The 23,532-nt window shown below is 69.9% G+C and carries 20 protein-coding genes; 2 read left to right on the top strand and 18 right to left on the bottom strand.

Annotated features, from left to right (window positions below):
• Nucleotides 1-4: 4 nt before the first annotated feature.
• The 5 genes from ACIPWY_RS30815 to ACIPWY_RS30835 form a co-directional block, all read right to left on the bottom strand.
• Entirely contained in the window at nt 5-1,591 is a 1,587-nt protein-coding gene (locus tag ACIPWY_RS30815) for a Na+/H+ antiporter (protein WP_383886479.1), read from the bottom strand.
• A gap of 125 nt (nt 1,592-1,716) precedes the next feature.
• Nucleotides 1,717-2,223 (bottom strand): GNAT family N-acetyltransferase, encoded by a 507-nt coding sequence (locus tag ACIPWY_RS30820; protein ID WP_362905412.1) that lies wholly within the window; start codon nt 2,221-2,223, stop codon nt 1,717-1,719.
• A complete protein-coding gene (locus tag ACIPWY_RS30825) occupies nt 2,220-3,161 on the bottom strand; it encodes an RluA family pseudouridine synthase (RefSeq protein ID WP_362905410.1) in 942 nt (313 codons plus the stop codon). The genes ACIPWY_RS30820 and ACIPWY_RS30825 overlap by 4 nt, the downstream gene beginning before the upstream one ends.
• A gap of 93 nt (nt 3,162-3,254) precedes the next feature.
• Complete coding sequence (gene lspA, locus ACIPWY_RS30830; protein ID WP_362905408.1) at nt 3,255-3,836, bottom strand: signal peptidase II; 582 nt, start codon at nt 3,834-3,836, stop codon at nt 3,255-3,257.
• 103 nt (nt 3,837-3,939) lie between these two features.
• Entirely contained in the window at nt 3,940-4,860 is a 921-nt protein-coding gene (locus ACIPWY_RS30835) for a TraR/DksA family transcriptional regulator (protein WP_393698493.1), read from the bottom strand.
• A gap of 343 nt (nt 4,861-5,203) precedes the next feature.
• Here ACIPWY_RS30835 and ACIPWY_RS30840 point away from each other — a divergent pair, with 343 nt between their 5' ends.
• On the top strand, nt 5,204-5,395 hold the full coding sequence (locus tag ACIPWY_RS30840) for a DUF1059 domain-containing protein (protein ID WP_100592229.1): 192 nt from the start codon (nt 5,204-5,206) through the stop codon (nt 5,393-5,395).
• 381 nt (nt 5,396-5,776) lie between these two features.
• Entirely contained in the window at nt 5,777-8,905 is a 3,129-nt protein-coding gene (gene ileS, locus ACIPWY_RS30845; protein WP_362905404.1) for an isoleucine--tRNA ligase, read from the top strand.
• A 189-nt stretch (nt 8,906-9,094) separates the two neighbouring features.
• Here ileS and ACIPWY_RS30850 read toward each other — a convergent pair whose 3' ends face one another.
• From ACIPWY_RS30850 to ACIPWY_RS30910, 13 genes are all read right to left on the bottom strand, one after another.
• Entirely contained in the window at nt 9,095-10,288 is a 1,194-nt protein-coding gene (locus ACIPWY_RS30850) for a DivIVA domain-containing protein (RefSeq protein ID WP_362905402.1), read from the bottom strand.
• Between the two features lie 46 nt (nt 10,289-10,334).
• Nucleotides 10,335-10,619: a YggT family protein gene (locus ACIPWY_RS30855; protein WP_033318070.1), complete on the bottom strand. Its 285-nt coding sequence runs from the start codon at nt 10,617-10,619 to the stop codon at nt 10,335-10,337.
• A 75-nt stretch (nt 10,620-10,694) separates the two neighbouring features.
• The gene (locus ACIPWY_RS30860) at nt 10,695-11,333 is read right to left on the bottom strand and encodes a cell division protein SepF (protein WP_362905400.1); all 639 of its coding nucleotides are present in this window, start codon (nt 11,331-11,333) and stop codon (nt 10,695-10,697) included.
• 127 nt (nt 11,334-11,460) lie between these two features.
• A complete protein-coding gene (locus tag ACIPWY_RS30865) occupies nt 11,461-12,180 on the bottom strand; it encodes a YggS family pyridoxal phosphate-dependent enzyme (RefSeq protein ID WP_383885710.1) in 720 nt (239 codons plus the stop codon).
• A gap of 6 nt (nt 12,181-12,186) precedes the next feature.
• On the bottom strand, nt 12,187-12,918 hold the full coding sequence (pgeF, locus tag ACIPWY_RS30870; protein WP_389549741.1) for a peptidoglycan editing factor PgeF: 732 nt from the start codon (nt 12,916-12,918) through the stop codon (nt 12,187-12,189).
• A 35-nt stretch (nt 12,919-12,953) separates the two neighbouring features.
• Nucleotides 12,954-14,165, bottom strand: coding sequence for a cell division protein FtsZ (gene ftsZ / locus ACIPWY_RS30875; protein ID WP_362905394.1), 1,212 nt, complete (start codon nt 14,163-14,165; stop codon nt 12,954-12,956).
• Nucleotides 14,166-14,450: 285 nt separating this feature from the next.
• The gene (locus tag ACIPWY_RS30880) at nt 14,451-15,293 is read right to left on the bottom strand and encodes a cell division protein FtsQ/DivIB (RefSeq protein ID WP_393698487.1); all 843 of its coding nucleotides are present in this window, start codon (nt 15,291-15,293) and stop codon (nt 14,451-14,453) included.
• 138 nt (nt 15,294-15,431) lie between these two features.
• Nucleotides 15,432-16,526, bottom strand: a complete 1,095-nt coding sequence (gene murG / locus ACIPWY_RS30885; RefSeq protein WP_401535925.1) for an undecaprenyldiphospho-muramoylpentapeptide beta-N-acetylglucosaminyltransferase — start codon at nt 16,524-16,526, stop codon at nt 15,432-15,434.
• A gap of 6 nt (nt 16,527-16,532) precedes the next feature.
• Nucleotides 16,533-17,846 carry a putative lipid II flippase FtsW gene (gene ftsW, locus ACIPWY_RS30890; protein WP_362905388.1) on the bottom strand — a complete coding sequence of 438 codons (1,314 nt, stop codon included), beginning with the start codon at nt 17,844-17,846 and terminating at the stop codon, nt 16,533-16,535.
• A gap of 86 nt (nt 17,847-17,932) precedes the next feature.
• Nucleotides 17,933-19,372, bottom strand: a complete 1,440-nt coding sequence (gene murD / locus ACIPWY_RS30895) for a UDP-N-acetylmuramoyl-L-alanine--D-glutamate ligase (RefSeq protein ID WP_393698484.1) — start codon at nt 19,370-19,372, stop codon at nt 17,933-17,935.
• On the bottom strand, nt 19,354-20,427 hold the full coding sequence (gene mraY / locus ACIPWY_RS30900; protein WP_266565220.1) for a phospho-N-acetylmuramoyl-pentapeptide-transferase: 1,074 nt from the start codon (nt 20,425-20,427) through the stop codon (nt 19,354-19,356). The genes murD and mraY overlap by 19 nt, the downstream gene beginning before the upstream one ends.
• A complete protein-coding gene (gene murF / locus ACIPWY_RS30905) occupies nt 20,424-21,860 on the bottom strand; it encodes a UDP-N-acetylmuramoyl-tripeptide--D-alanyl-D-alanine ligase (protein WP_362905384.1) in 1,437 nt (478 codons plus the stop codon). Before murF ends, mraY begins: the two co-directional genes overlap by 4 nt.
• 4 nt (nt 21,861-21,864) lie before the next feature.
• The gene (locus tag ACIPWY_RS30910; RefSeq protein WP_362905382.1) at nt 21,865-23,529 is read right to left on the bottom strand and encodes a UDP-N-acetylmuramoyl-L-alanyl-D-glutamate--2,6-diaminopimelate ligase; all 1,665 of its coding nucleotides are present in this window, start codon (nt 23,527-23,529) and stop codon (nt 21,865-21,867) included.
• Between the last annotated feature and the right edge of the window lie 3 nt (nt 23,530-23,532).

Raw genomic sequence — 23,532 nt, forward strand, 5'->3', positions numbered from 1 at the left:
CTTCTCAGCGCAGGCTGCGCACGTCGAGGTGGCGCAGCACGCGGTCCACGATCTCGGGGTCGGCGCCCGGCTCGCTGCGCGCCGCGAGCACCTCGTGACGGGCGGCGGAGAGCATCTCGTTCTGGATGTGGCGCACGCGCTTGATCCTTGAGAAGCGCTTGGCCTGGGCCTCCTTGCGTTCCTCGCTGCCCAGTTCGGGGTCGATGCGCAGCCCGATGTCGTAGGCCCTGCGGGCCATCTGGTCGGAGAGGTCGTCGGGCAGCTCCTCGACCTCCTCGATCTCCTTGAGCCGCCGCTTGGCGGCCCTGGCCGCGCGGAGTGCGAGCTGCTGCTCGAACTCCTTCTCCTTCTCGGCATCCGCCTTGACCCCCAGTTTCTTCACCAGCCAGGGCAGGCTCAGTCCCTGGATCACGAGGGTGCCCATGATGACGCCGAACGCGATGAAGACGATCTCGTCGCGGTCGGGGAACGGTGACTTGTCGTCCACGGTGAACGGGATGGCGAGGGCCAGGGCGACGGAGGCGACCCCGCGCATTCCGGCCCACCACATGATCACGGTCTCGCGCCAGGAGACGGGGATGTCCTCGTCGAGGTCCCGCCGCGCGTGCAGCCGCCGCGTCAGCCAGGTCGCCGGAAGCAGCCACAGCAGGCGTACGAAGATGACGACCGCCACGACGGTGCCGGCCCAGCCGAGCATCTCGCCCCAGCGGCCGGACGCGGTCCTGATCGCGTTGTGCAGTTCGAGACCGATGAGGCCGAAGGCGACGCCGGTGACGAGTGTGTCGACGATGTCCCAGAAGGCACGGCCGGTCAGCCGGGTCATGACGTCGTCCGCGTCCAACGCGTACTCGGCGAGGAAGAGCGCCGTGACGAGTACGGCGAGCACTCCCGAGCCGTGCAGCTCCTCGGCCAGCACGTACGAGGCGAACGGCATCAGGAGCGTCAGGCCGATCTGGAGCGTGGAGTCGTCGAGGAAGTTCATCAGCTTGTTGGCCGCCCAGCCGATCACGAGACCGACGACGAGCGCGACGACGGCGGACAGGAGGAGCGAGACGACGGCCTCCGGCCACGAGAAACTGCCGCTCACGACGGCGGCGATGGCCACGTGGTAGAGCACGATCGCGGTCACGTCGTTGAACAGGCCCTCGCCCTCCAGGGTCGACACCAGGCGGCGGGGCAGGCCGAGTTGGCCGGCCACCGCGGTCGCGGCGACGGGGTCGGGCGGCGCGACGAGGGCGCCCAGCGCGACGGCCGCGGCGATCGGCAGGCCCGGCACGATGGCGTTGGCGACGAACGCGACAGCCGCCGTGGTGACGAAGACCAGCGCCACGGCGAGCAGGAAGATCGGTCTCTTGTTCGCGGCGAACTGGCGCCATGACGTGCGCTTCACGGCCGCGTAGAGCAGGGGTGGCAGCAGGATCGGGAGGATCAGCTCGGGCGGGACCTCCACGTTCGGTACGAACGGGAGAAGCGCCAGGCCGATGCCGAGCAGCGTCATCAGCACGGGCGCGGGCAACCCGAGCCGGTCTCCGAGCGGCACGCTCAGTACGGCCCCGAGCAACAGCACGAACAGCAGGGCCAACTGATCCACGGTGCGCACCCCGGCGAGTTTCGGCGGTCAAGCCATCGGACGATCAAGTCCCCAGCGTGCCACGCACATCGCTCTGTCGTGATCTGTGGCGCGAGCCGGCGGTGGTGAGACCGGGCCGCGCGGCCCTAGGAGGCGTCCGCCTGCCCCAGCGCCTTACGCATCGCCCGGTGCGGAATCCCCGCGTCGGGAAACTCCGGCCCGTACACGGCATAGCCGAGGCGCTCGTAGAACCCCAGCGCATGAGTCTGCGCGTGCAGGTCCACGGCGACGAGCCCACGCTCCGCCGCGGCGTCCTCGATGGCCCGCACGAGGGCCGCGCCCACGCCGAGCCCGCGCGCGGCCTTCGCCACCGCGAGCCGTCCGAGCGCGCCCACCCCGGCGTCCCCGCCGTTCTTCGCCACGGCGGCGGCGCCGGTCAGCAGCCGCCCCGTGCCGAGCGGCTCACCGTCGGCGCGCAGCGCCAGCACATGCACCGTGCCGGCCCCTGCGTCGTACTCGTCGTACTCGAGCTCCTCGGGAACCCGCTGCTCGACGACGAAGACTTCCTGGCGCACCGCGAAGCACGCCTCACGGTCGGCGTCGCTGCCGGCGACCCGCACCACGTACGCGGAAGAGGGCTGCGGCGCGGTCACGAGCTCTCGGCCCGGACCCGGTCGAGGGCCGTCTGCAGGTCCTCGGGGTATTCGCTGGAGAACTCGACCCAGTCGCCGTCGGCCGGGTGCTCGAAGCCGAGGCGCACGGCGTGCAGCCACTGCCGGGTGAGGCCGAGCCGCTTGGCGAGCGTGGGGTCGGCGCCGTACGTCAGGTCGCCGACGCAGGGGTGCCGGTGGGCCGACATGTGCACGCGGATCTGGTGCGTACGCCCCGTCTCCAGCTTGATGTCGAGGAGGCTGGCGGCACGGAACGCCTCGATGAGGTCGTAGTGCGTGACGGAGGGCTTGCCCTCGGCGGTCACGGCCCACTTGTAGTCGTGGTTCGGGTGGCGCCCGATGGGGGCGTCGATCGTGCCGCTCATCGGGTCCGGGTGCCCCTGGACCAGCGAGTGGTAGCGCTTGTCGACGACGCGCTCCTTGAACTGGCGCTTCAGCGTCGTGTACGCGCGCTCCGACTTGGCGACGACCATGAGGCCGGAGGTGCCGACGTCGAGGCGGTGGACGATGCCCTGGCGCTCGGCGGCGCCGGACGTGGAGATCCGGTACCCGGCGGCGGCGAGGCCGCCGATCACGGTCGTCCCGGTCCAGCCGGGGCTGGGGTGCGCGGCGACACCGACCGGCTTCATGATCACGACGATGTCGTCGTCGTCATGGACGATCTCCATGCCCTCGACGGGCTCGGCGACGATCTGCACCGGGGCGGGCGCCTGCGGCATCTCCACCTCGAGCCAGGCACCGCCGTGCACCCGCTCGGACTTCCCGACCACCGAGCCGTCGACCGCGACCTTCCCCGACGCGGCGAGCTCGGCGGCCTTGGTGCGGGAGAAGCCGAACATGCGGGAGATGGCGGCGTCTACACGCTCGCCCTCCAGGCCGTCGGGCACGGGCAGGGTTCGGATCTCGGGAATCGTGCTCACCTATTGAGTATGCAGGAGCCCGCCGACACTCCGGACCGCGCGAGGGAAAAGCCCCTGGTCTCCCGGCCCCCAGGCCCGCGGGCCCTCGCCCCCTCAGTCCTTGTGGACGGTCCCGTCCGGGTCCAGCCCGCGGAACGACAGGAGCACGATCAGGATGCCGCCGCACACGATCGCCGAGTCGGCGAGATTGAACACGGCGAAGCTCTTCGGCGCGATGAAGTCGACCACGGCCCCTTCGAAGACGCCGGGCGAGCGGAAGATCCGGTCGGTGAGATTGCCGAGCGCCCCGCCGAGGAGCAGGCCCAGGGCGATCGCCCAGGGCAGGCTGTAGAGCTTGCGCGCCAGCCGGGCGATCACGACGATCACGGCCGCGGCGATCACGGTGAAGATGATCGTGAAGGCCTCGCCGATGCCGAACGCGGCGCCCGCGTTCCTGATCGCCTCCAGTCGCAGCCAGTCACCGAGGAGCTCGATCGGCTCATGGTGCTCCAGCTTCGCGACCACGATCATCTTGCTGACCAGGTCGAGGGCGTACGCGAGGGCGGCCACCGCGAACAGCACGGCGATCTTCCGCTTGCCCCTGGGCCGCTCCGGGGTCTCCTCGCCGTTGTCCGGCCCGTCTGCCCCTGTGTCCGGGGTGTCCGGAGTACCGATGACGCGCTCCGCCTCTGCCACGTGAGTCCCTCAACCTAGGTACCTGACTGAGGACGAGAGTACGGCACACATGTACGCCCTCAGCAGCCCAGGAGTGACTCCGTGACGCCCGCACGGCACCGGGTCAGGAACGGCGCTCCTGCTTCTGCTTGCACTCGACGCACAGGGTCGCCCGCGGGAAGGCCTGCATCCGCGCCTTGCCGATCGGATTCCCGCAGTTCTCGCAGATCCCGTACGTGCCCGCGTCGAGCCGCTCCAGGGCGCGCTCGGTCTGCTGGACCATCTCCCTGGCGTTCGCGGCGAGCGACAGCTCGTGCTCCCGCGTGATGTTCTTGGTGCCGGTGTCCGCCTCATCGTCGCCGGCGCCGTCCCCGGAGTCCCGCATGAGGCCGGCGAGCGCCTTCTCCGACGACTCGATCTCGCTGTTCAGGCGCAGCGCCTCGCTCTGGAGCTCCGCCCGCGCGTCCTCGACCTCGGCCGGGGTCCAGGGGTCCTCGCCAGGCCGTACCGCGAGCTCGCCCGGCTTCGCGGCCGCGACCCTCGCGTTCGGCACCGCGCGGGACTTCTTCGCCGTAGCCGTGCCGGGGGTCTTCTTCGCAACCACAGTCGTGGCTCCCGTCGTCTCCGCGGCCGACGCCGCGCCATCGGCCGCGGACGCGACCGCCTTCTTCTCCGCGCTCTTGTGGCCGGTGGCCTTCTTGACCGCGTTCTTCCTGGCGCCCGTTCTCCCGGCCGCGCCCTCCGCGGCCTTGGTCGATTTGGTGGTCTTGGTGGACTTGGTGGTCTTGCTCACGGGCTCGGACGCCGTCTTCGTGGCCTTCGCCGTCTTCTTGGCGGCCGCGGTCTTCGTACCCGCGCTCTTCGCAGTCGCCGTCTTCGTAGCAGTGGCCTTGGCCTTCGCGGCCGCCGTGCTCTTCTTGGTCGCCGTCTTCGCTCCGTCGGGGTTGCTCTTCCTCCCGGCAGCCGGCTTCTTCGCGGCCGGGGACGCCTTCGCGGGCACCGCCTCCTCGACCGCGGCCTTCACGCCGGCGGATGCCTCACGCACCCCCGCCGCACTCCTTTTCGCCACCATGGCCGCGGCCCCTTCACATTTTGTGATCTTGCACGCGAGTCGTGCTGGGACGATAAATCGACTTCTGACCCGCGGCAACGGGGCACACCGCCCGATGCGCCCGCCCCGCACGTCCCGCGCGGCAGACTTGCAAGCGTTGTGCCCAGCTCCCCGCCGGGTAATCCGCCGAGCCCCCGACGCCGCGATCCGTCGGGTCCCGTGTCGCCATTCGGGTCACCCGCACAGCCGTGACCTGCCCGGCGAAAGCCCCTGACGACCCCGCCGGACAGGGCCCCAGGGGAATAAAATTGGGCACAAGCGGAGAAGGTGCATCATCATGCGCAAAGTAGTCGACTGCCGTGACGTGCCGAGCGAGACGAACTGCACGCTCGCCATCACGGGCGAGGAGGACGAGGTGGTCCGCGCCGCGGCCGAGCACTCCGTGTCCGTCCACGGCCACACCGACACCCCCGAGCTGCGGAACATGATCCGCAGCAACCTCAAGGACGAGATCCCTCAGCACGCCTGACACCGACCACCCCGGGCCCTCCCACCGCCGCCCGTAAACCGGTCGGCCGCGCGCGCCCGGGCCCCGTACACTGGGCGGAGCGAGAAGCATGGATGGGGCCGAGTAGCGGCGTACGCAGCCAGGAGCGACCCGGGGACGGTGGAAGCCCGGGGGCGAGCGCGACGCGAAGATCACCCCGGAGCCGCCGGAAGAAAGCCCCGCTCGCGGGGCGATTAGAACCGGCTTCGCGACCCCAATGAGGGGGCTCACCGGAGCAGTCAGCGCCCCGGGGGGCCAAGGAGGGTGGTACCGCGGGAGCGCGCCGCACACGGCGTACGTCACAGACGAAGCTCTCGTCCCTCCGACGGAGACGGAAGAACAGTGTCCGCCGGAGGAAGAGCGATGACGTACCGCCAGGTGCCCGCCCAGGTAGACCTGCCCGCCCTCGAGCACGCCGTGCTCGACTTCTGGCGCGAGCAGAAGATCTTTGCCAAGAGCTTGGAGCAGTCCGAGGGACGCCCCGAGTGGGTGTTCTACGAGGGCCCGCCCACGGCCAACGGCATGCCGGGCGCCCACCACATCGAGGCCCGCGTTTTCAAGGACGTCTTCCCGCGCTTTCGCACCATGCGCGGCTACCACGTGGCCCGCAAGGCCGGCTGGGACTGCCACGGCCTGCCCGTGGAGCTGGCCGTCGAGCAGGAGCTCGGCTTCAGCGGCAAGAAGGACATCGAGGCCTTCGGCATCGCCGAGTTCAACGCCATGTGCCGCGAGTCCGTGACCCGCCACACCGACGCCTTCACCGACCTGACGACCCGCATGGGTTACTGGGTCGACCTCGACGACGCGTACCGCACGATGGACCCCGAGTACATCGAGTCGGTCTGGTGGTCGCTCAAGGAGATCTTCAACAAGGGCCTGCTGACCCAGGACCACCGCGTCGCCCCCTGGTGCCCCCGCTGCGGCACCGGGCTCTCGGACCACGAGCTGGCGCAGGGCTACGAGACGGTCGTCGACCCCTCCGTCTACGTCCGTTTCCCGCTCACCTCCGGTCCGCTGGCCGGCGAGGCCTCGCTCCTCGTCTGGACGACGACCCCCTGGACGCTCGTCTCGAACACCGCGGTCGCCGCGCACCCCGACGTCACCTACGTCGTCGCGACGAACGGCGAGGAGAAGGTCGTCGTCGCCGAGCCCCTCGTCGAGAAGTCGCTCGGCGAAGGCTGGGAGACGACCGGCCAGTCCTTCACCGGCGCCGAGATGGAGCGCTGGAACTACCAACGTCCGTTCGAGCTGGTGGAGTTCCCGGCGCCCGCCCACTACGTGGTGAACGCCGAGTACGTCACGACCGAGGACGGCACCGGTCTCGTCCACCAGTCCCCCGCGTTCGGTGAGGACGACCTCAAGGTCTGCAAGGCGTACGGCCTGCCGGTGGTGAACCCGGTCCGCCCCGACGGCACCTTCGAGGAGGAAGTCCCCCTCGTGGGCGGTGTCTTCTTCAAGAAGGCGGACGAGAAGCTCACCGAGGACCTCAAGGACCGCGGCCTGCTCTTCCTCCACGTCCCGTACGAGCACAGCTACCCGCACTGCTGGCGCTGCCACACGGCGCTGCTCTACTACGCGCAGCCGTCCTGGTACATCCGCACCACGGAGATCAAGGACCGCCTGCTCGAGGAGAACGAGGGAACCAACTGGTTCCCGGAGAACGTGAAGCACGGCCGCTTCGGCGACTGGCTGAACAACAACATCGACTGGGCGCTGTCCCGCAGCCGCTACTGGGGCACCCCGCTCCCGCTGTGGCGCTGCGAGGACGACCACCTCACCTGCGTCGGCTCGCTGACCGAACTCGGCGAGCTGACCGGCACCGACCTGGCCGACCTCGACCCGCACCGCCCGTTCATCGACGAGGTCACCTTCCCGTGCCCCCAGTGCGAGAAGACGGCCACGCGCGTGCCCGAGGTCATCGACGCCTGGTACGACTCGGGTTCGATGCCGTTCGCACAGTGGGGCTACCCGTACAAGAACAAGGAGCTCTTCGAGAGCCGGTACCCGGCGCAGTTCATCTCGGAGGCCATCGACCAGACCCGCGGGTGGTTCTACACCCTCATGGCGGTCGGCACGCTCGTCTTCGACAAGTCGTCCTTCGAGAACGTCGTGTGCCTCGGCCACATCCTCGCCGAGGACGGCCGCAAGATGTCCAAGCACCTGGGGAACACCCTCCAGCCGATCCCGCTGATGGACCAGCACGGCGCGGACGCGGTGCGCTGGTTCATGGCCGCGGGCGGTTCCCCGTGGTCCGCGCGCCGCGTCGGCCACGGCACGATCCAGGAAGTGGTCCGCAAGACCCTTCTGACGTACTGGAACACGGTCGCCTTCCAGGCCCTGTACGCCCGTACGTCGGACTGGTCGCCCAGCGAGGCCGACCCGGCCCCCGCCGACCGCACCGTGCTCGACCGCTGGCTGCTCTCCGAGCTGCACGCGCTCACCGACCAGGTGACGCAGGCCCTGGAGACGTACGACACCCAGCGCGCCGGCAAGCTGCTCTCCTCGTTCGTCGACGACCTGTCGAACTGGTACGTGCGCCGCTCCCGCCGCCGCTTCTGGCAGGGCGACAAGGGGGCCCTGCGCACGCTGCACGAGGTCATCGAGACGGTCACGCGTCTGATGGCGCCGCTGACGCCGTTCATCACGGAGCGGGTCTGGCAGGACCTGGTGGTTCCGGTCACACCCGGCGCCCCCGAGTCGGTCCACCTGTCCTCCTGGCCGGAGGCGGACCTCTCCGCCATCGACCCGGACCTGTCGCGGCAGATGCTCCTCGTCCGCCGCCTGGTCGAGCTGGGCCGCGCCACGCGCGCGGAGTCGGGCGTCAAGACGCGTCAGCCGCTGTCGCGCGCTCTGGTCGCGGCCGCGGGCTTCGAGACGCTCAACCCGGAGCTGCACGCCCAGATCACCGAGGAGCTCAACGTCTCCTCCCTGGCGTCGCTCTCCGAAGTCGGCGGCTCCCTGGTCGACACGACCGCCAAGGCGAACTTCCGCGCCCTGGGCAAGCGGTTCGGCAAGGGCGTCCAGGCGGTCGCGAAGGCGGTCGCCGAGGCGGACGCCGCCGCGCTCTCGCTCGGCCTGCGCGAAGGCACGGCGTCGGTCGAGGTCGACGGCGAGACGATCACGCTGGCACCCGACGAGGTCATCATCACGGAGACCCCGCGCGAGGGCTGGTCCGTCGCCTCGGACTCCGGCGCGACGGTCGCGCTCGACCTGGAGATCACGGAGGAGCTGCGTCAGGCGGGCCTGGCCCGTGACGCGATCCGCCTGATCCAGGAGGCCCGTAAGAACAGCGGTCTGGACGTCGCGGACCGGATCGCCCTGCGCTGGACGTCCACGGAGCCCGCGGTCGTCTCGGCCCTGTCCGAGCACGCGACGCTGATCGCGGACGAGGTCCTCGCCACGGACTTCGCCCAGAGCGAGGCGGACGACACCTACGGCGAGACGTTCACGGACGAGCCTCTCGCCCTCACGTTCCGCCTCCGCAAGGCGTAACCCACGACCGAAGGCCCGGCCCCGCCAAAGATCTTGGCGGGGCCGGGCCTTCGGCGTTTCGTACCGACGCACAGATGAACGTTTCTGCACCTCGCCGACCCACCCTGGATACGGCAAAGGGCCGGGCCCCCGGAAATCCGGGGGCCCGGCCCTTGAACGCTGCCGACGCCTAAGGCGTGGTCACGCCCGTCAGTTGTCGTCCTCGTCGATGAGGAAACCGCGCATCGGCGACGGCGCCTGCTGCATCGGCGCGGGACCCTGCGGCCGCACCGGCGCCATCGGCTGAGTCATTGCCGGCGACATCTGCTGCTGGCCACCGCCGTAGGACGGACCGGCCTGCGGCTGGTTGCCGCCCATGGTCTGGTTGCCACCGTAGGACGGGGCACCCGCACCGGCCGACGCCATGGAAGGCGCGGGCGACGGCGGCAGCGACGCGGTCGCCGGCGTCCGCGGGGGAGCCAGCGAGTCGTCGGCCTGGGTCTCCAGCTGACGCAGCTGCGACTCGAGGTAGGACTTCAGACGCGTGCGGTACTCGCGCTCGAAGCCACGCAGGTCCTCGACCTTGCGCTCCAGCGTGGCGCGGGCGGACTCGAGGGAGCCCATCGCGACGCGGTGCTTCTCCTGCGCGTCCCGCTCCAGGGCGTCGGCCTTGGCACGGGCGTCACGCTCGAGACCCTCGGCGCGGCTGCGGGCCTCGCCGACGATCTTGTTGGCCTCGGAACGGGCCTCCGCGATCGCCTGGTCGGCGGTCTGCTGCGCAAGAGAGAGGACACGGGCGGCGCTGTCGCCACCGGGGCCCTGACCGGGCTGCGGCATCTGCGGACCGTGACCGCCCATGGGGCCACCCATGGGACCGCCCATCGGGCCGCCCATCTGCTGCTGCAGCTGACCCTGGCCCATCTGACCCTGGCCCATCTGACCCTGACCGAGCTGGTTCTGGCCGGGGTGACCCTGTCCCATCGGACCCTGGCCCATCGGGCCGGGACCCTGCGGACCGGGACCCTGCGGACCATGTCCACCGGGGCCTGCGGGCAGCTGCGGCGCGCCGCTGGGCAGCTGAGGCGGGCCGCCCATGGGGCCACCCATCTGCTGCTGCGGCTGCACCGGCTGCGGGCCCGATATTGCGGCGGGCACCGGCGCACCGGGTCCTCGCTGGTCCTGCGGTTCCGGAGGCTTGCGCATGCCGCCCTGCTGCTGGTTCTGCGCAGCGGCGCGGGTGGCTGCGGCAAGCTTCGCGCGCAGGTCCTCGTTCTCTCGGAGAAGGCGAGTCAGTTCGCCTTCGACCTCGTCGAGGAAGGCATCGACCTCGTCCTCGTCATAGCCTTCTCGGAGGCGGACGGTCGTGAACTGCTTGTTCCGCACGTCCTCGGGGGTCAATGGCATCTCTTCACCTCAACGTAGTCGTCGGCATTCGGCAAGACCGTATCGTTCACAGCCGGCTCACGACGGAGATCAGGATGTAGACGATGATCATCAGTACGAAGAAGGACAGGTCGAGCGCCACGCCCCCGAGACGCAGCGGCGGAATGAACCGCCGCAGAAGCTTGAGCGGTGGATCAGTGACAGTGTAGGTGGCCTCCAGTACGACCACCATCGCCTTGCCGGGTTGCCACGAGCGGGCGAACTGGAAGACGTAGTCCATGACCAGCCGGAAGATCAGCACGATGAGGAAACACATCAGCGCGATGTAGACAACATCCAAAACCACGCTCATGTTCGCGGTTCCCTCTCCCCTGTGTCTCGTGCTTCGTGACTAGTAACTACACCGGCACTTCACCGGTGCTGCGTCTCAGCTCTGGTTGAAGAACCCGCCCTCTGCGATGCGGGCCTTGTCCTCCGCCGTGACATCGACGTTAGCAGGCGACAACAGGAACACCTTCTGCGTCACCCGCTCAATGCTGCCGTGCAGACCGAAGACGAGACCGGCGGCAAAGTCGACAAGTCGCTTCGCGTCGGTGTCGTCCATCTCCGTCAAATTCATGATCACCGGAGTGCCTTCACGGAAGTGTTCCCCGATGGTACGGGCCTCGTTGTACGTCCGGGGGTGCAGCGTCGTGATGCGGTAGGGCTCCCGCTCGGACACAACCTTGGGCATGATCACCGGTGCGTTCTTCTCCAGGCTCTGGCGTTCAGGTGTGATGGATGCCACGGGGGCGATTCGCGCCGGACGTCCGGATTCCGCGGGCAGCGGGGCCGGTTCGCGCTGGGCGGGAGGCTGTACCACTCGTACCGATTCGTCCCGTTGGGACTGGTGTGGCTGATGAGTGTTGTGCGACTGATGCGACAGTTCATGCCGCCTGCGGTCCCGCTCGGGCTCGGGGTCCAGCTCGGGCTCGAAGTCGTCGTCGGGGTCGAAGCCCCGGCCGTCGTACCCGTCGTCCTCCACGAGGCCGAGGTAGACCGCCATCTTGCGCATCGCGCCGGCCATTGCTCTGAGTCCTCCGCTCTGTGGTGGATCGGCTGACGTCAACCAAAGTGCCTGCGATCCACGCGATCTCCCCGCCCATCAGCGAGAATGACCATATTTTCTGCTGTGGTCCGACTTCTTGGCGACGTTACCCGAGCCTGGGTCGGACTCCGAGTACCGCCGTACCGACGCGCACATGTGTCGCTCCGGCCGCCACGGCCTGTTCGAGGTCCGCACTCATCCCTGCTGACACCATGTTCGCAGCCGGATGAGCCCGGCGCAGGTCAGTCGACAAATCCATCAGCCGCTCGAACGCCGCCTGTTGGCGGTCCGCGTACGGACCGGTCAGCGGTGCGACCGTCATCAGACCGTCGAGGCGCAAACCGGGAGCGTCCGCCACAAGTCCGGCCAACTCCTCGATTCCGCCCGGCCCCACGCCACCACGCTCGCCCCGCCCGTTCTCCTCGGCGTCGAGCGCGACCTGGATCAGGCAGCCGAGTTCACGCTCCGCGCGCACGGCCGCCGTCGACAGTGACGTGACGAGCTTCGGCCGGTCGACGGACTGCACGACATCGGCATAACCGACCACGGACCGAACCTTGTTGGTCTGCAACTGACCGACAAAGTGCCACCGCAGCGGCAGGTCCGCACATTCCGCCGCCTTGGGCGCCGCGTCCTGGTCGCGGTTCTCGGCGACATCGCGCACACCGAGTTCCGACAAGATCCGCACATCGCTCGCGGGGTACGTCTTGGTGACCACGATCAGGGTCACTTCCTCGCGCTTACGGCCCGAGGCGATGCACGCCGAGGTGATGCGTTCCTCCACCTGTGCCAGATTCGCGGCGAGTTGAGTCTTACGGTCCGTCATGTCCCATCAGTCCAGCCAGACATAGCCAGCGAGCCGACCGGTGGTGCGGTCGCGGCGGTACGAGAAGTGGTCGTGCGACTCCAGGGTGCACACCGGCGACTGCTGCCGGTCGCGCACCCCGAGCCGCTCCAGCTGGGCATGCACTCCGGCGGTCACATCGACGGCAGGGGTGCCCCAGCTGGTTTCGGCGTACGCCGCGGGTTCCACGGCGGCCACCTCGGCGCGCATCCCGTCCGGGACTTCGTAGCACTTCCCGCAGACGGCGGGGCCGGTGCGGGCCACGATGCGGGCGGGTTCGGCGCCGAGTTCCGTCATCGCCTCGACCGCCGCGGGGACGACTCCGGCGACCATGCCGGGGCGTCCGGCATGGGCGGCGGCGGCGATTCCCGCGACCGGGTCGGCGAGCAGGACCGGGGTGCAGTCCGCGGTGAGCACCGCGAGAGCGAGTCCGCGCCGTGCGGTGACGATCGCGTCGACGGACGGGATGTCGGCCGCCGGACCCCAGGGTCCGTCGACCACCGCGACGTCCGGGCCGTGCACCTGGTTCATCCAGACCACGTGCGCCGGGTCGAGGCCGAGCGACTGCGCCGCACTCCTGCGGTTGGCGTGGACGGCGGCCGGGTCGTCACCGACCGCGCCGCCGAGGTTGAGCTCCTCGTACGGAGCGGCGCTCACCCCGCCCCACCGGTCGGTGAAGGCGAAGTGGGCGCCGCTCGCGTGGTCGCGCTGTCCTATCACTTCAGGAGGTCACTTCTGCAGGTCACTTGTGCCGGTCACTTCAGGAAGTCCGGCACGTCCAGCTCTTCGGCCTGGCTGTCCTGGTAGGGACGGGCCGGCGGAACCTGCGGCGTGACGACCGGGGCGGACGGCATCTCGTTCGCCGGAGCGGCCTCGACGGGCTCCGGAGCCTGCGGCTCGTCGCGCGGGGTGACGCTGCCGAGGCTGCCGAACGACGGGCGGGCCTCGGTGGCTCGCGGCGCCGGCTCCTCGCGCTTGGCGGACGCGCCGCCAAGGACGGTGTCCCGCTTGGACGGTGGCTGACCGCCGTCGAACCCGGCCGCGATGACCGTGACCCGCACCTCGTCACCCAGGGCGTCGTCGATGACGGCGCCGAAGATGATGTTGGCCTCGGGGTGCGCGGCCTCACTGACCAGCTGCGCCGCCTCGTTGATCTCGAAGAGACCGAGGTCGGAACCGCCGGAGATGGAGAGCAGCACGCCGCGGGCGCCGTCGATGGACGCCTCGAGGAGCGGCGAGGAGATCGCCATCTCGGCGGCGGCCACCGCGCGGTCGTCGCCGCGGGCCGAGCCGATGCCCATGAGCGCCGAACCGGCCTCGGACATGACCGACTTGACGTCGGCGAAGTCGAGGTTGATCAGGCCGGGAGTGGTGATCAGGTCCGTGATGCCCTGGACACCGGAAAGCAGGACCTGGTCGGCCGACTTGAAGGCGTCGAGGACGGAGACCTGCCGGTCCGAGATGGACAGGAGACGGTCGTTGGGGATGACGATGAGGGTGTCGACCTCTTCGCGGAGCTCGGCGATGCCGTCCTCCGCCTGGTTCGCGCGACGCCGGCCCTCGAAGGTGAACGGCCGGGTGACCACACCGATCGTCAGGGCTCCCAGCGAGCGTGCGATGTTGGCGACGACAGGTGCGCCGCCGGTGCCGGTGCCACCGCCTTCGCCGGCGGTGACGAAGACCATGTCGGCCCCCTTGAGGACCTCCTCGATCTCCTCGCGGTGATCCTCGGCCGCCTTGCGTCCGACGGCCGGATTGGCTCCGGCGCCGAGTCCGCGGGTGAGTTCACGGCCGACGTCGAGCTTGACGTCCGCGTCGCTCATCAACAGGGCTTGCGCGTCGGTGTTGATGGCGATGAACTCGACGCCCTTGAGACCGACCTCGATCATCCGGTTGATGGCATTGACACCACCGCCGCCGACACCGATGACTTTGATGACTGCGAGGTAGTTCTGCGGTGCTGCCACGTCGAAGGCCTCTCGCCTCGAGTTACGTGTCGCCGCCTCGCATTGATACGTTGCGACGACTGATGCCGAATTGGGGCGGCCCGGACTACTTGTCTGCCGACCCGAACCCTAACGCTGAAGTTTAGGGTTACCAGTGTGTCTGTTCCCTGGACTCTTCCGAACAGGACACTAAGTCGACAAGTGGCGCACGTTCAACGAACACGCCGAACCTCCCGTTTTTCTTTTCACCCTATGTGATCAGCCGTAGCAGTGCCCAACCAGGGTGCTGGCCTGCACTGATGCGCGTCAACTCCCTGATGACGCAGGGGCGGTGGGGACACTTACGTCGAAGTGCCGGGCCTTCGGGGCGGCTTTCATGAGGGCGGTGAGGGTGGTCGCCTTCGTGTCGCCCTTCTCACCACTTCCCCAGGCGACGGTGCGGCCACCGCTCAGCTTCAGGGACACGTCGTCGTACGAACGGACCCTGAGCGCGCGGGTGTCACGGGCCACGGCCGGGGGCAGATCGCCCGCGACGCGGACCGCCTCGCGCACCAGACGGTCGGGGCCGAAACGCCGGAGGCTCGCGGCGGCGGCGGACTGATCCGGCGTCAATTCCAGTCGGGGAACGCCCCTGGGGGCCTTCCGAACGGTGGCGAACCGGACACCCTTGGCGTCAATTTCGACGAACTTGCCCGCGCTGGAGTCACCTTCGCGATTTTCGCCGTTTTTACCGTTTGCGTCGTTTTCGGCAATCAGGACCGGCTTGCGCTCGGTCACTTTCAATCCGATTCCGTGCGGCCAGGAACGCGTGACTTCAACCGAGTCGATCCGGGGCAATTCCCGCCGAAGTCGGTCCTCAATGGCGCCCGTGTCGACGGAAATCAGCGGGGCGTCGACCGGAACGGCGGCAGCCGCGCGTACTTGAGCGGGCGTCAGAACCACGGTGCCCGAGGTCGTGACGCGCTCCACCCTCAGCCACTGGGATCCGTACAGCAGCCAGAGCGTGCCGCCGCCGAGAAGGAGCGCGACTCCCGTCACGATCAGGACGCGCGGGCGTGGCAGGCGCAGGCGGCGGCCCCGAGGGGGCCGGGGCGGGCCGGACTTCGGCTTGTGCCGCTCGCCGCGGTCTGCGGTCGTCGGTCCGGCCACGCGCACTCCCATTCCTGGCTCGGTTCACCTCCGGGGCGCCCCGGCCGGTGCCGGAGCCCGACCGTGCTCAGCCCTTCGGGCCTCCGCGCGCTCGACCTCTCGGCACCGGCGTGCCCCTTCGGCCCACTCGCCGGTGTGTTATTGGCGGTGCCGCGACGCGATCGCCTCGTACACCATGCCGACGAGCAGTTCGTCGGCGTCCCGGCGGCCGAACTCGGAGGCGGCGCGGGACATCTCGTACAGCCGGTGCGGGTCGCCGAGCACGGGCAGGACGTTGCCCATGATCCACTCGGGCGTCAGTTCCACGTCGTCGACCAGCAGTCCGCCGCCGGCCTTCACCACCGGCTGGGCGTTGAGCCGCTGTTCGCCGTTGCCGATGGGCAGCGGGACGTAGGCGGCGGGGAGCCCGACGGCGGAGAGTTCGGCGACGGTCATCGCGCCCGCGCGGCAGAGCATCATGTCGGCCGCGGCGTACGCGAGGTCCATCCGGTCCACGTACGGTACCGGGATGTACGGGGGCATCCCCGGCATCTGCTGTACGTGCGGCAGTTCGTTCTTCGGGCCGACGACGTGCAGGATCTGGATGCCGGACTGCTGGAGCAGCGGTGCGACCCGCTGGACGACCTCGTTGAGGCGGCGGGCGCCCTGGGAGCCGCCGGAGACGAGCAGTGTCGGCAGGTTCGGGTCGAGACCGAAGGCGGCGCGCGCCTCGGGCCGCACGCGCGCCCGGTCGAGCGTGGCGATGGTGCGGCGCAGCGGGATGCCCACGTAGCGGGCGCCGCGCAGCTTGCTGTCGGGCGTCGAGACCGCGACGCCCGCGGCGTAGCGCGAACCGATCTTGTTGGCGAGGCCGGGACGGGCGTTGGCCTCGTGCACGATGATCGGCACACCGAGGCGCTTGGCCGCGAGGTAGCCGGGCAGGGCGACATAGCCGCCGAAGCCGACGACGCAGTCCGCCTTGGTGCGCTCCATGATCTGCTCGGCCGCCTTGATGGTGCCGCGCAGCCGGCCCGGGACGGTGATCAGTTCAGGGGTTGGCTTGCGCGGCAGCGGTACGGCGGGGATCAGCGCGAGTTCGTATCCGCGCTCGGGTACGAGCCGCGTCTCGAGCCCCTTCTCCGTACCGAGGGCCGTGATGCCCACGGTCGGGTCCTGCCTGCGCAGGGCGTCCGCGAGGGCGAGCGCGGGCTCGATGTGGCCGGCGGTCCCCCCGCCGGCGAGTACGACATGCACCGAAATTCACCGCTCTCCGGACGTACGCGCCGTGGCGCGCCGTCGCATCGTGTTCCATCTCATCCGAGGCTGCCGCATGGCCAGGGCCGCCCGCGCCGCGGGTTCGTCCCGCGCGAAGGCGATCAGAAGTCCTACGGCGAACATGGTCGGCAGCAGCGCTGACCCCCCGTACGAGAACAGCGGGAGCGGGACACCGGCGATCGGCAGGAGACCGAGCACCGCACCGAGGTTGACCACGGCCTGGGCCGTGATCCAGGTGGTCACGCCACCCGCGGCGTACCTCACGAAGGGGTCCTCCGTGCGTCCGGCCACGCGGATACCCGCATAGCCTAGAGCCGCGTACAGGGCGAGCACCGACAGCGTCCCCGCAAGGCCCAGTTCCTCACCGGTGATGGCGAAGATGAAGTCGGTGTGCGCTTCGGGGAGTTGGCCCCATTTTTCCACACTCGCACCGAGCCCGGATCCGAAGAATCCGCCCGAAGCGAGCGCGTAGATGCCGTGCAGTCCCTGCCAGCAGATGTCGTCGGGTCCCGCGTCGGTGGAGCCGAGGCAGGACAGGCGTGCCATGCGGTTCGGGCTGGTCTTGATGAGGAGGACGCCGATCGCGGCCGCGACGGAGAGCACGCCGGCGAACAGGCGGGTGGGCGCCCCGGCCAGCCAGAGAAGTCCGAAGAGGATGGCGGTGAGCAGGATCGCCGTGCCCATGTCGCCGCCGAGCATGATCAGTCCGAGCAGCAGGAAGGCCACCGGGACGAGCGGCACCAGCATGTGTTTCCACTGGGTGAGCAGCCGTTTGTCGTGCTTGCGCGCCATCAGGTCCGCGCCCCACAGGACGAGGGCCAGCTTCCCGAACTCGCTGGGCTGGAGCATGAAGGGGCCGCCCAGCGAGATCCAGTTCTGGTTGCCCCCGATGGAGACTCCTATCCCCGGCACCTGCACGAGGACCATCAGGAAGACGCTGACGGCGAGCAGCGGGTAGGCCAGCGCCCGGTGCAGCTTCACCGGCATCCGCATGGCGGCGAACAGGAGGGCCCCGCCGATCGCCGCCGCGAGGAACTGCTTGCGGAAGTAGTACGAGCTGGGCAGCCCGTTCTGCAGGGCCGTGATCATCGAGGCCGAGTAGACCATCACGAGGCCGAGCACGGTGATCAGGAGGCTGGAGCCGAGGATCAGGTAGTACGCGGTGAGAGGGCGGTCCCAGGCGCGGCGGGCCTGGTTGTAGAGGCGCCGTACGGGGCTGACGCGGGCCGGCCGGGCCGGTTTCCTGGGGGGACGCGCCGCCGGGGGCCGCCGGGCCGCCCGCGCGCTGCTGCCGGGCATCAGCGCACCCGACCGTTGTACGACGATGACGCTGCCACGATCCCCTCCCGAGGGTGCCCGGCGTCACCGGGCACCCGAAGGCCCCGTCAGACGCTCGTGGAGCCGAGTTCGCGGACCGCTTCCGCGAACGCGTCGCCACGCTTGTTGTAGTTGGTGAACATGTCCATCGACGCACAGGCCGGGGCCATCAGCACGGTGTCCCCCGGCCGGGCGAGCCGCGCGGCCTCCTGGACCGCCTGCGACATCGCCCCAGTGTCAGTCCGGTCGAGGTCGACCACCGGGACTTCAGGGGCGTGTCGCGCGAGGGCTTCCCGGATCAGCGCGCGGTCCTGGCCGATCAGGACGACCCCGCGAAGCCGCTTCGCCGACCGGACGACGAGCTCGTCGAAGGCCGCGCCCTTGGCGAGGCCGCCCGCGATCCACACGATCGACTCGTAGGCGGCCAAGGAGGCTTCCGCGGCGTGGGTGTTGGTCGCCTTGGAGTCGTCGATGTACGCGACCGAGCCGACGTCGGCGACGTGCGCGATGCGGTGCGCGTCGGGCGTGAAGGCGCGCAGTCCGTCGCGGACGGCGGCGGCCTCGACGCCGAAGGCGCGCGCGAGGGCGGCGGCCGCGAGGGCGTTGGCGATGTTGTGCGGGGCGGGCGGGTCGACGTCCGCGACCTCGGCCAGCTCCTGGGCGTTCTTGTGACGCTGGTCGACGAAGGCCCGGTCGACCAGGATGCCGTCCACGACGCCGAGTTGGGACGGGCCGGGCGTACCGAGGGTGAAGCCGATCGCGCGGCAGCCCTCCTCGACATCGGCCTCGCGGACCAGGTCCTCGGTGGCCTTGTCGGCGACGTTGTAGACGCAGGCAACCTGATTGCCCTCGTAGATACGGCCCTTGTCGGCGGCGTACGCCTCCATGGAGCCGTGCCAGTCGAGGTGGTCGGGCGCGAGGTTGAGGACCGCCCCGGAGTGGACGCGCAGCGAGGGCGCCCAGTGCAGCTGGTACGAGGAGAGCTCGACGGCGAACACGTCGTACGCGTCGTCGCCTTCGAGGACGACGTCGATGATCGGCGTACCGATGTTGCCGACGGCCGCCGTGCGCAGGCCCGCCGCCTCCAGGATCGACGCGAGCATCTGCGTGGTGGTGGTCTTGCCGTTGGTGCCCGTGACGGCGAGCCAGGGGGCGGCGCCGGGGCCGCGCAGGCGCCAGGCGATCTCCACGTCCCCGACGACGTCCACGCCGGCCTCGGCCGCCGCCGCGAAGAGCGGGGACGAGGGCTTCCAGCCCGGTGACGTGACGACGAGGTCGGTGCCCTCGGGGAGCGTCTCGGCGTCCCCGAGGCGCGCCGCGACGCCGAGCTGCGCGAGCTCGGCCGCCTTGGTGCGGTGCGCCTCGCTGTCACCGCCGTCCACGACGGTGACCGAGGCGCCGAGGCCGGCCAGGGCGCGGGCGGCGCTGATGCCGCTCACGCCGAGACCGGCGACGGTGACCCGCTTGTTCTGCCAGTCGGACCCAGTGGTCACTTGTCGGCTGCCCATCCCGCGTAGAAGAGGCCGAGTCCGACGATCACGCACATGCCCTGGATGATCCAGAAGCGGACCACCACAAGGACTTCGGACCAGCCCTTGAGTTCGAAGTGGTGTTGCAGTGGCGCCATGCGGAAGACGCGCTTGCCGGTGAGGCGGAAGGAGCCGACCTGGATGACCACGGACATGGTGATCAGGACGAACAGGCCGCCGAGCAGGGCGAGCAGGAACTCCGTACGGGAGCAGATGGCGAGACCCGCGAGGGCGCCGCCGAGCGCGAGGGAACCGGTGTCACCCATGAAGATCTTCGCGGGCGAGGTGTTCCACCACAGGAAGCCGAAGCAGGCGCCCATCAGTGCCGATGCGACGACCGCCAGGTCGAGTGGGTCTCTGACCTCGAAACAGGCGGCGGGGTTGGTGAGGGTCTGCGCGTTGGCGCAGGACTCCTGGAACTGCCAGACACCGATGAAGGTGTACGCGCCGAAGACCATCACGGAGGCGCCGGTGGCGAGGCCGTCGAGGCCGTCCGTCAGGTTCACGCCGTTCGACATCGCGAGGATCATGAACAGCGCCCAGACCACGAACAGGACCGGGCCGATCGTCCAGCCGAAGTCCTGCACGAACGAGAGCTTCGTGGAGGCCGGGGTGTTACCGCGGTTGTCGGCGAACTGGAGCGAGAGCACCGCGAAGGCGATGCCGACGGTCAGCTGTCCGGCCATCTTCGCCTTGGCCCGCAGGCCGAGCGAACGGCGCTTGACGATCTTGATGTAGTCGTCGAGGAAGCCGACCAGACCCATGCCGCCCATCAGGCCGAGCACCAGCAGACCCGACAGGGTCGGCGCGGCGCCGGTGATGACCTTGCTCATGAAGTACGCGATGAACGTCGCCAGGATGAAGGCGATACCACCCATCGTCGGCGTACCGCGCTTGGCGTGGTGCTCGCGCGGGCCGTCGTCACGGATGTACTGGCCATAACCCTTGCGCGCAAGGAGCTTGATCAGCAGGGGCGTCCCGATCAGGGTCAGGAAGAGCCCGATCACACCCGCGAAGAGGATCTGCTTCATCATCGGGCAGCAACCTCGCCCACGTTGTCGCCGTCGACGGCGAGCAGCGCCTGCGCGACACTCTCCAGGCCCACCGACCTGGAGGCCTTCACGAGCACGACGTCACCCGGGCGCAGCTCGCTGCGCAACAGGTCGACAGCCGCCTGTGCGTCGGACACGTGCACCGACTCCTCACCCCACGAACCCTCGTTATAGGCGCCCAGTTGCAGCCAGGACGCTTCCCTGCCCCCGACTGCCACGAGCTTGCTGACGTTGAGTCGGACGGCAAGCCGTCCGACCGCGTCGTGCTCGGCCAGCGCCTCGTCCCCGAGCTCGGCCATCTGACCGAGCACCGCCCACGTACGCCCCCCCTTTGCCCGCCGGGTCTTGCCCATCGCTGCGAGCGCTCGCAGAGCGGCTCGCATGGACTCGGGGTTCGCGTTGTAGGCGTCGTTGACGACCGTCACGCCGTCCGGGCGCTCGGTGACCTCCATACGCCAGCGCGACAGTGTGCCCGCCTCGGAGAGCGCGAGGGCGATCTCGTCCACGGACATTCCAAGGTCATGGGCGACGGCGGCCGCGGCGAGCGCGTTCGACACGTGGTGCTCACCGTACAGGCGCATGGTCACGTCACTGCACCCGGAGGGTGTGCGAAGGCTGAAGGAAGGCTGTCCGTTCTCCGTGAGACGGACATTCTCGGCGCGTACGTCGGCGTCGGCGGCCTCTCCGAAGAACAGCACCTTCGCCTTCGTGCGGGAGGCCATCGCGCGGACCAGGGGATCGTCCGCGTTGAGGATCGCGGTGCCGCCCTCGCTCGCCGACGGCAGGCTCTCGACCAGTTCGCCCTTGGCCTCGGCGATCTGCTCGCGCCCGCCGAACTCACCGATGTGGGCGGTGCCGACGTTGAGGACGACGCCGATCCTCGGCGGGGTCAGGCCGGTGAGGTACCGGATGTGGCCCTTGCCGCGCGCGCCCATCTCCAGGACGAGATAGCGGGTTTCGTCGGTGGCGCTCAGCGCGGTCAGGGGCAGGCCGATCTCGTTGTTGAACGAGCCCGGCGTGAAGACCGTGGGCGCCTTGCGGCGCAGGACCTGGGCGATCAGGTCCTTGGTGCTGGTCTTGCCGGCGGAACCGGTGAGCGCGACGAGGGTGGCGCCGAGCCGTTCGACGACGGCGCGCGCCAAGGCGCCGAGGGCGGCCTGCACGTCGTCGACAACGATGGCGGGCACCCCGACCGGGCGCGAGGCGAGCACCGCGACCGCGCCGGCGTCCACCACGGCGGCCGCGTAGTCGTGGCCGTCGACGCGCTCGCCGGCGAAGGCCGCGAACAGGCTGCCGTCCGTGACCTTCCGGGAGTCGATGACGACCGGTCCGGTCACCTGGACCGACGGATCCGGTATGTCGTGGGTCTGCCCGCCGACGACTGTGGCGATCTCGGCGAGGGAGAGGGCGATCACAACTTCATCCCTGGGTTTGCTGGATAGCTTCGCGAAGCACCAGGCGGTCGTCGAAGGGACGCACCACCCCGGCGATGTCCTGGCCCTGCTCGTGGCCCTTGCCCGCGACCAGGACGGTGTCGCCCGGCTGTGCGCGGGCGACCACGGCGGCGATGGCCGCCGCCCTGTCCTCGAAGACCTGGACCTCGCCGCGCTCGTGGGCCGGCACCTCGGCGGCGCCGGCGAGCATGGTGGCGAGGATCGCGAGGGGGTCCTCGGAGCGGGGGTTGTCCGATGTCAGTACGGCGGTGTCGGCGAGCCGGGCGGCGGCGGCACCCATCGGCATCCGCTTGGTGGTGTCACGGTCGCCGCCGCAGCCGAGCACGATGTGCAGCTTGTTCTCGGTGACCTTGCGCAGCGCGCGGAGCACGGACTCGACGGCGTCGGTCTTGTGCGCGTAGTCGACGACCGCGAGGTAGGGCTGGCCGGCGTCGACGCGCTCCAGGCGGCCGGGGACGCCCGGTACTGCGGCGACGCCGTCCGCGGCCTGCTGCGGGTCGATGCCCGCGACGGCGAGCGCGACGATCGCGGCGAGCGCGTTGGCCACGTTGAACGGCCCGGCCAGCGGGGACTTGGCGGTGATCCGCTCGCCCTTGGGGCCGACGGCCACGAAGGCGGAGTCGAACGGGCCGACCTCGACGTCCTCGGCGCGCCAGTCGGCGTCCGGGTGGCCGTCGGCGGAGAACGTCACGACAGGCACTTCGGACTCGCCGACCAGGCGGCGGCCGTACTCGTCGTCGTAGTTCACGACGCCCTGTTTGCTGCGTGCACGCGTGAACAGCTGCGCCTTGGCCCGGAAGTAGTCCTCCATGTCGGAGTGGAACTCCATGTGTTCCGGGCTGAGGTTGTTGAAGACCGCCACGTCGAAGACGCAGCCGTCGACCCGGCCGAGCACGAGGGCGTGGCTGGAGACCTCCATGGCCACCGCGTCCACGCCGCGCTCGCGCATCACCGCGAACAGCGCCTGGAGGTCGGTGGCTTCGGGGGTGGTGCGCTCCGACTTGATGCGCTCGTCGCCGATGCGCATCTCGACCGTGCCGATGAGGCCGGTGCTGCGCATCGTGCGCAGGCCCCCCTCGATGAGGTAGGCCGTCGTGGTCTTGCCGGAGGTACCGGTGATGCCGATCTGGAGCAGATCGCGGCCGGGGTGGCCGTAGATCGTCGCCGCCAGCTCTCCCATCCGGCCGCGCGGGTTCTCCACGACGAGGGCCGGCAGACCGGCCGCCGCGACGCGTTCGGCGCCCGACGGGTCGGTGAGGGCGGCGACGGCGCCGAGACTCGCGGCCTGGGCGGCGAAGTCGGCGCCGTGGAAGCGGGCGCCGGGCAGGGCCGCGTAGATGTCGCCGGGGCGTACGGCGCGCGAGTCGTGCGTGATGCCGGTGCTCTCCGTCGACGCCGTGGGCTCTTCGGGCGCGGGTACTCCCAGCTGATCCGCAAGGTCGGCAAGTCGCGTCGCGGTGACCTGCACCGGTCGCGGCGGTCCCGGAAATGTCACGGGATCGCCCTTCTGGGAGGTTTGGGACTGATCAGGGTGTGGCACGGCGGTGAGCGTACCGGGCCCACCCCCCATGGAGCGAAGCGAGGGGCGTGGCGCGGGCTGGTTCCCGGGGTCCGGGGTGATCGTTGTCACGGG

Source organism: Streptomyces sp. NPDC090032, from assembly GCF_044748025.1.
GTDB lineage: Bacteria > Actinomycetota > Actinomycetes > Streptomycetales > Streptomycetaceae > Streptomyces.

What these genes read in the sequence shown, in the direction of transcription:
- ACIPWY_RS30840 (WP_100592229.1), top strand. Translation starts at nt 5,204, where the DNA reads ATGCGCAAAGTAGTCGACTGCCGTGACGTGCCGAGCGAGACGAACTGC.
- ileS (WP_362905404.1), top strand. Translation starts at nt 5,777, where the DNA reads ATGACGTACCGCCAGGTGCCCGCCCAGGTAGACCTGCCCGCCCTCGAG.
- ACIPWY_RS30850 (WP_362905402.1), bottom strand. Translation starts at nt 10,288, where the DNA reads ATGCCATTGACCCCCGAGGACGTGCGGAACAAGCAGTTCACGACCGTC.
- ACIPWY_RS30855 (WP_033318070.1), bottom strand. Translation starts at nt 10,619, where the DNA reads ATGAGCGTGGTTTTGGATGTTGTCTACATCGCGCTGATGTGTTTCCTC.
- ACIPWY_RS30860 (WP_362905400.1), bottom strand. Translation starts at nt 11,333, where the DNA reads ATGGCCGGCGCGATGCGCAAGATGGCGGTCTACCTCGGCCTCGTGGAG.
- ACIPWY_RS30865 (WP_383885710.1), bottom strand. Translation starts at nt 12,180, where the DNA reads ATGACGGACCGTAAGACTCAACTCGCCGCGAATCTGGCACAGGTGGAG.
- ftsW (WP_362905388.1), bottom strand. Translation starts at nt 17,846, where the DNA reads ATGCCCGGCAGCAGCGCGCGGGCGGCCCGGCGGCCCCCGGCGGCGCGT.
- murD (WP_393698484.1), bottom strand. Translation starts at nt 19,372, where the DNA reads ATGGGCAGCCGACAAGTGACCACTGGGTCCGACTGGCAGAACAAGCGG.
- mraY (WP_266565220.1), bottom strand. Translation starts at nt 20,427, where the DNA reads ATGATGAAGCAGATCCTCTTCGCGGGTGTGATCGGGCTCTTCCTGACC.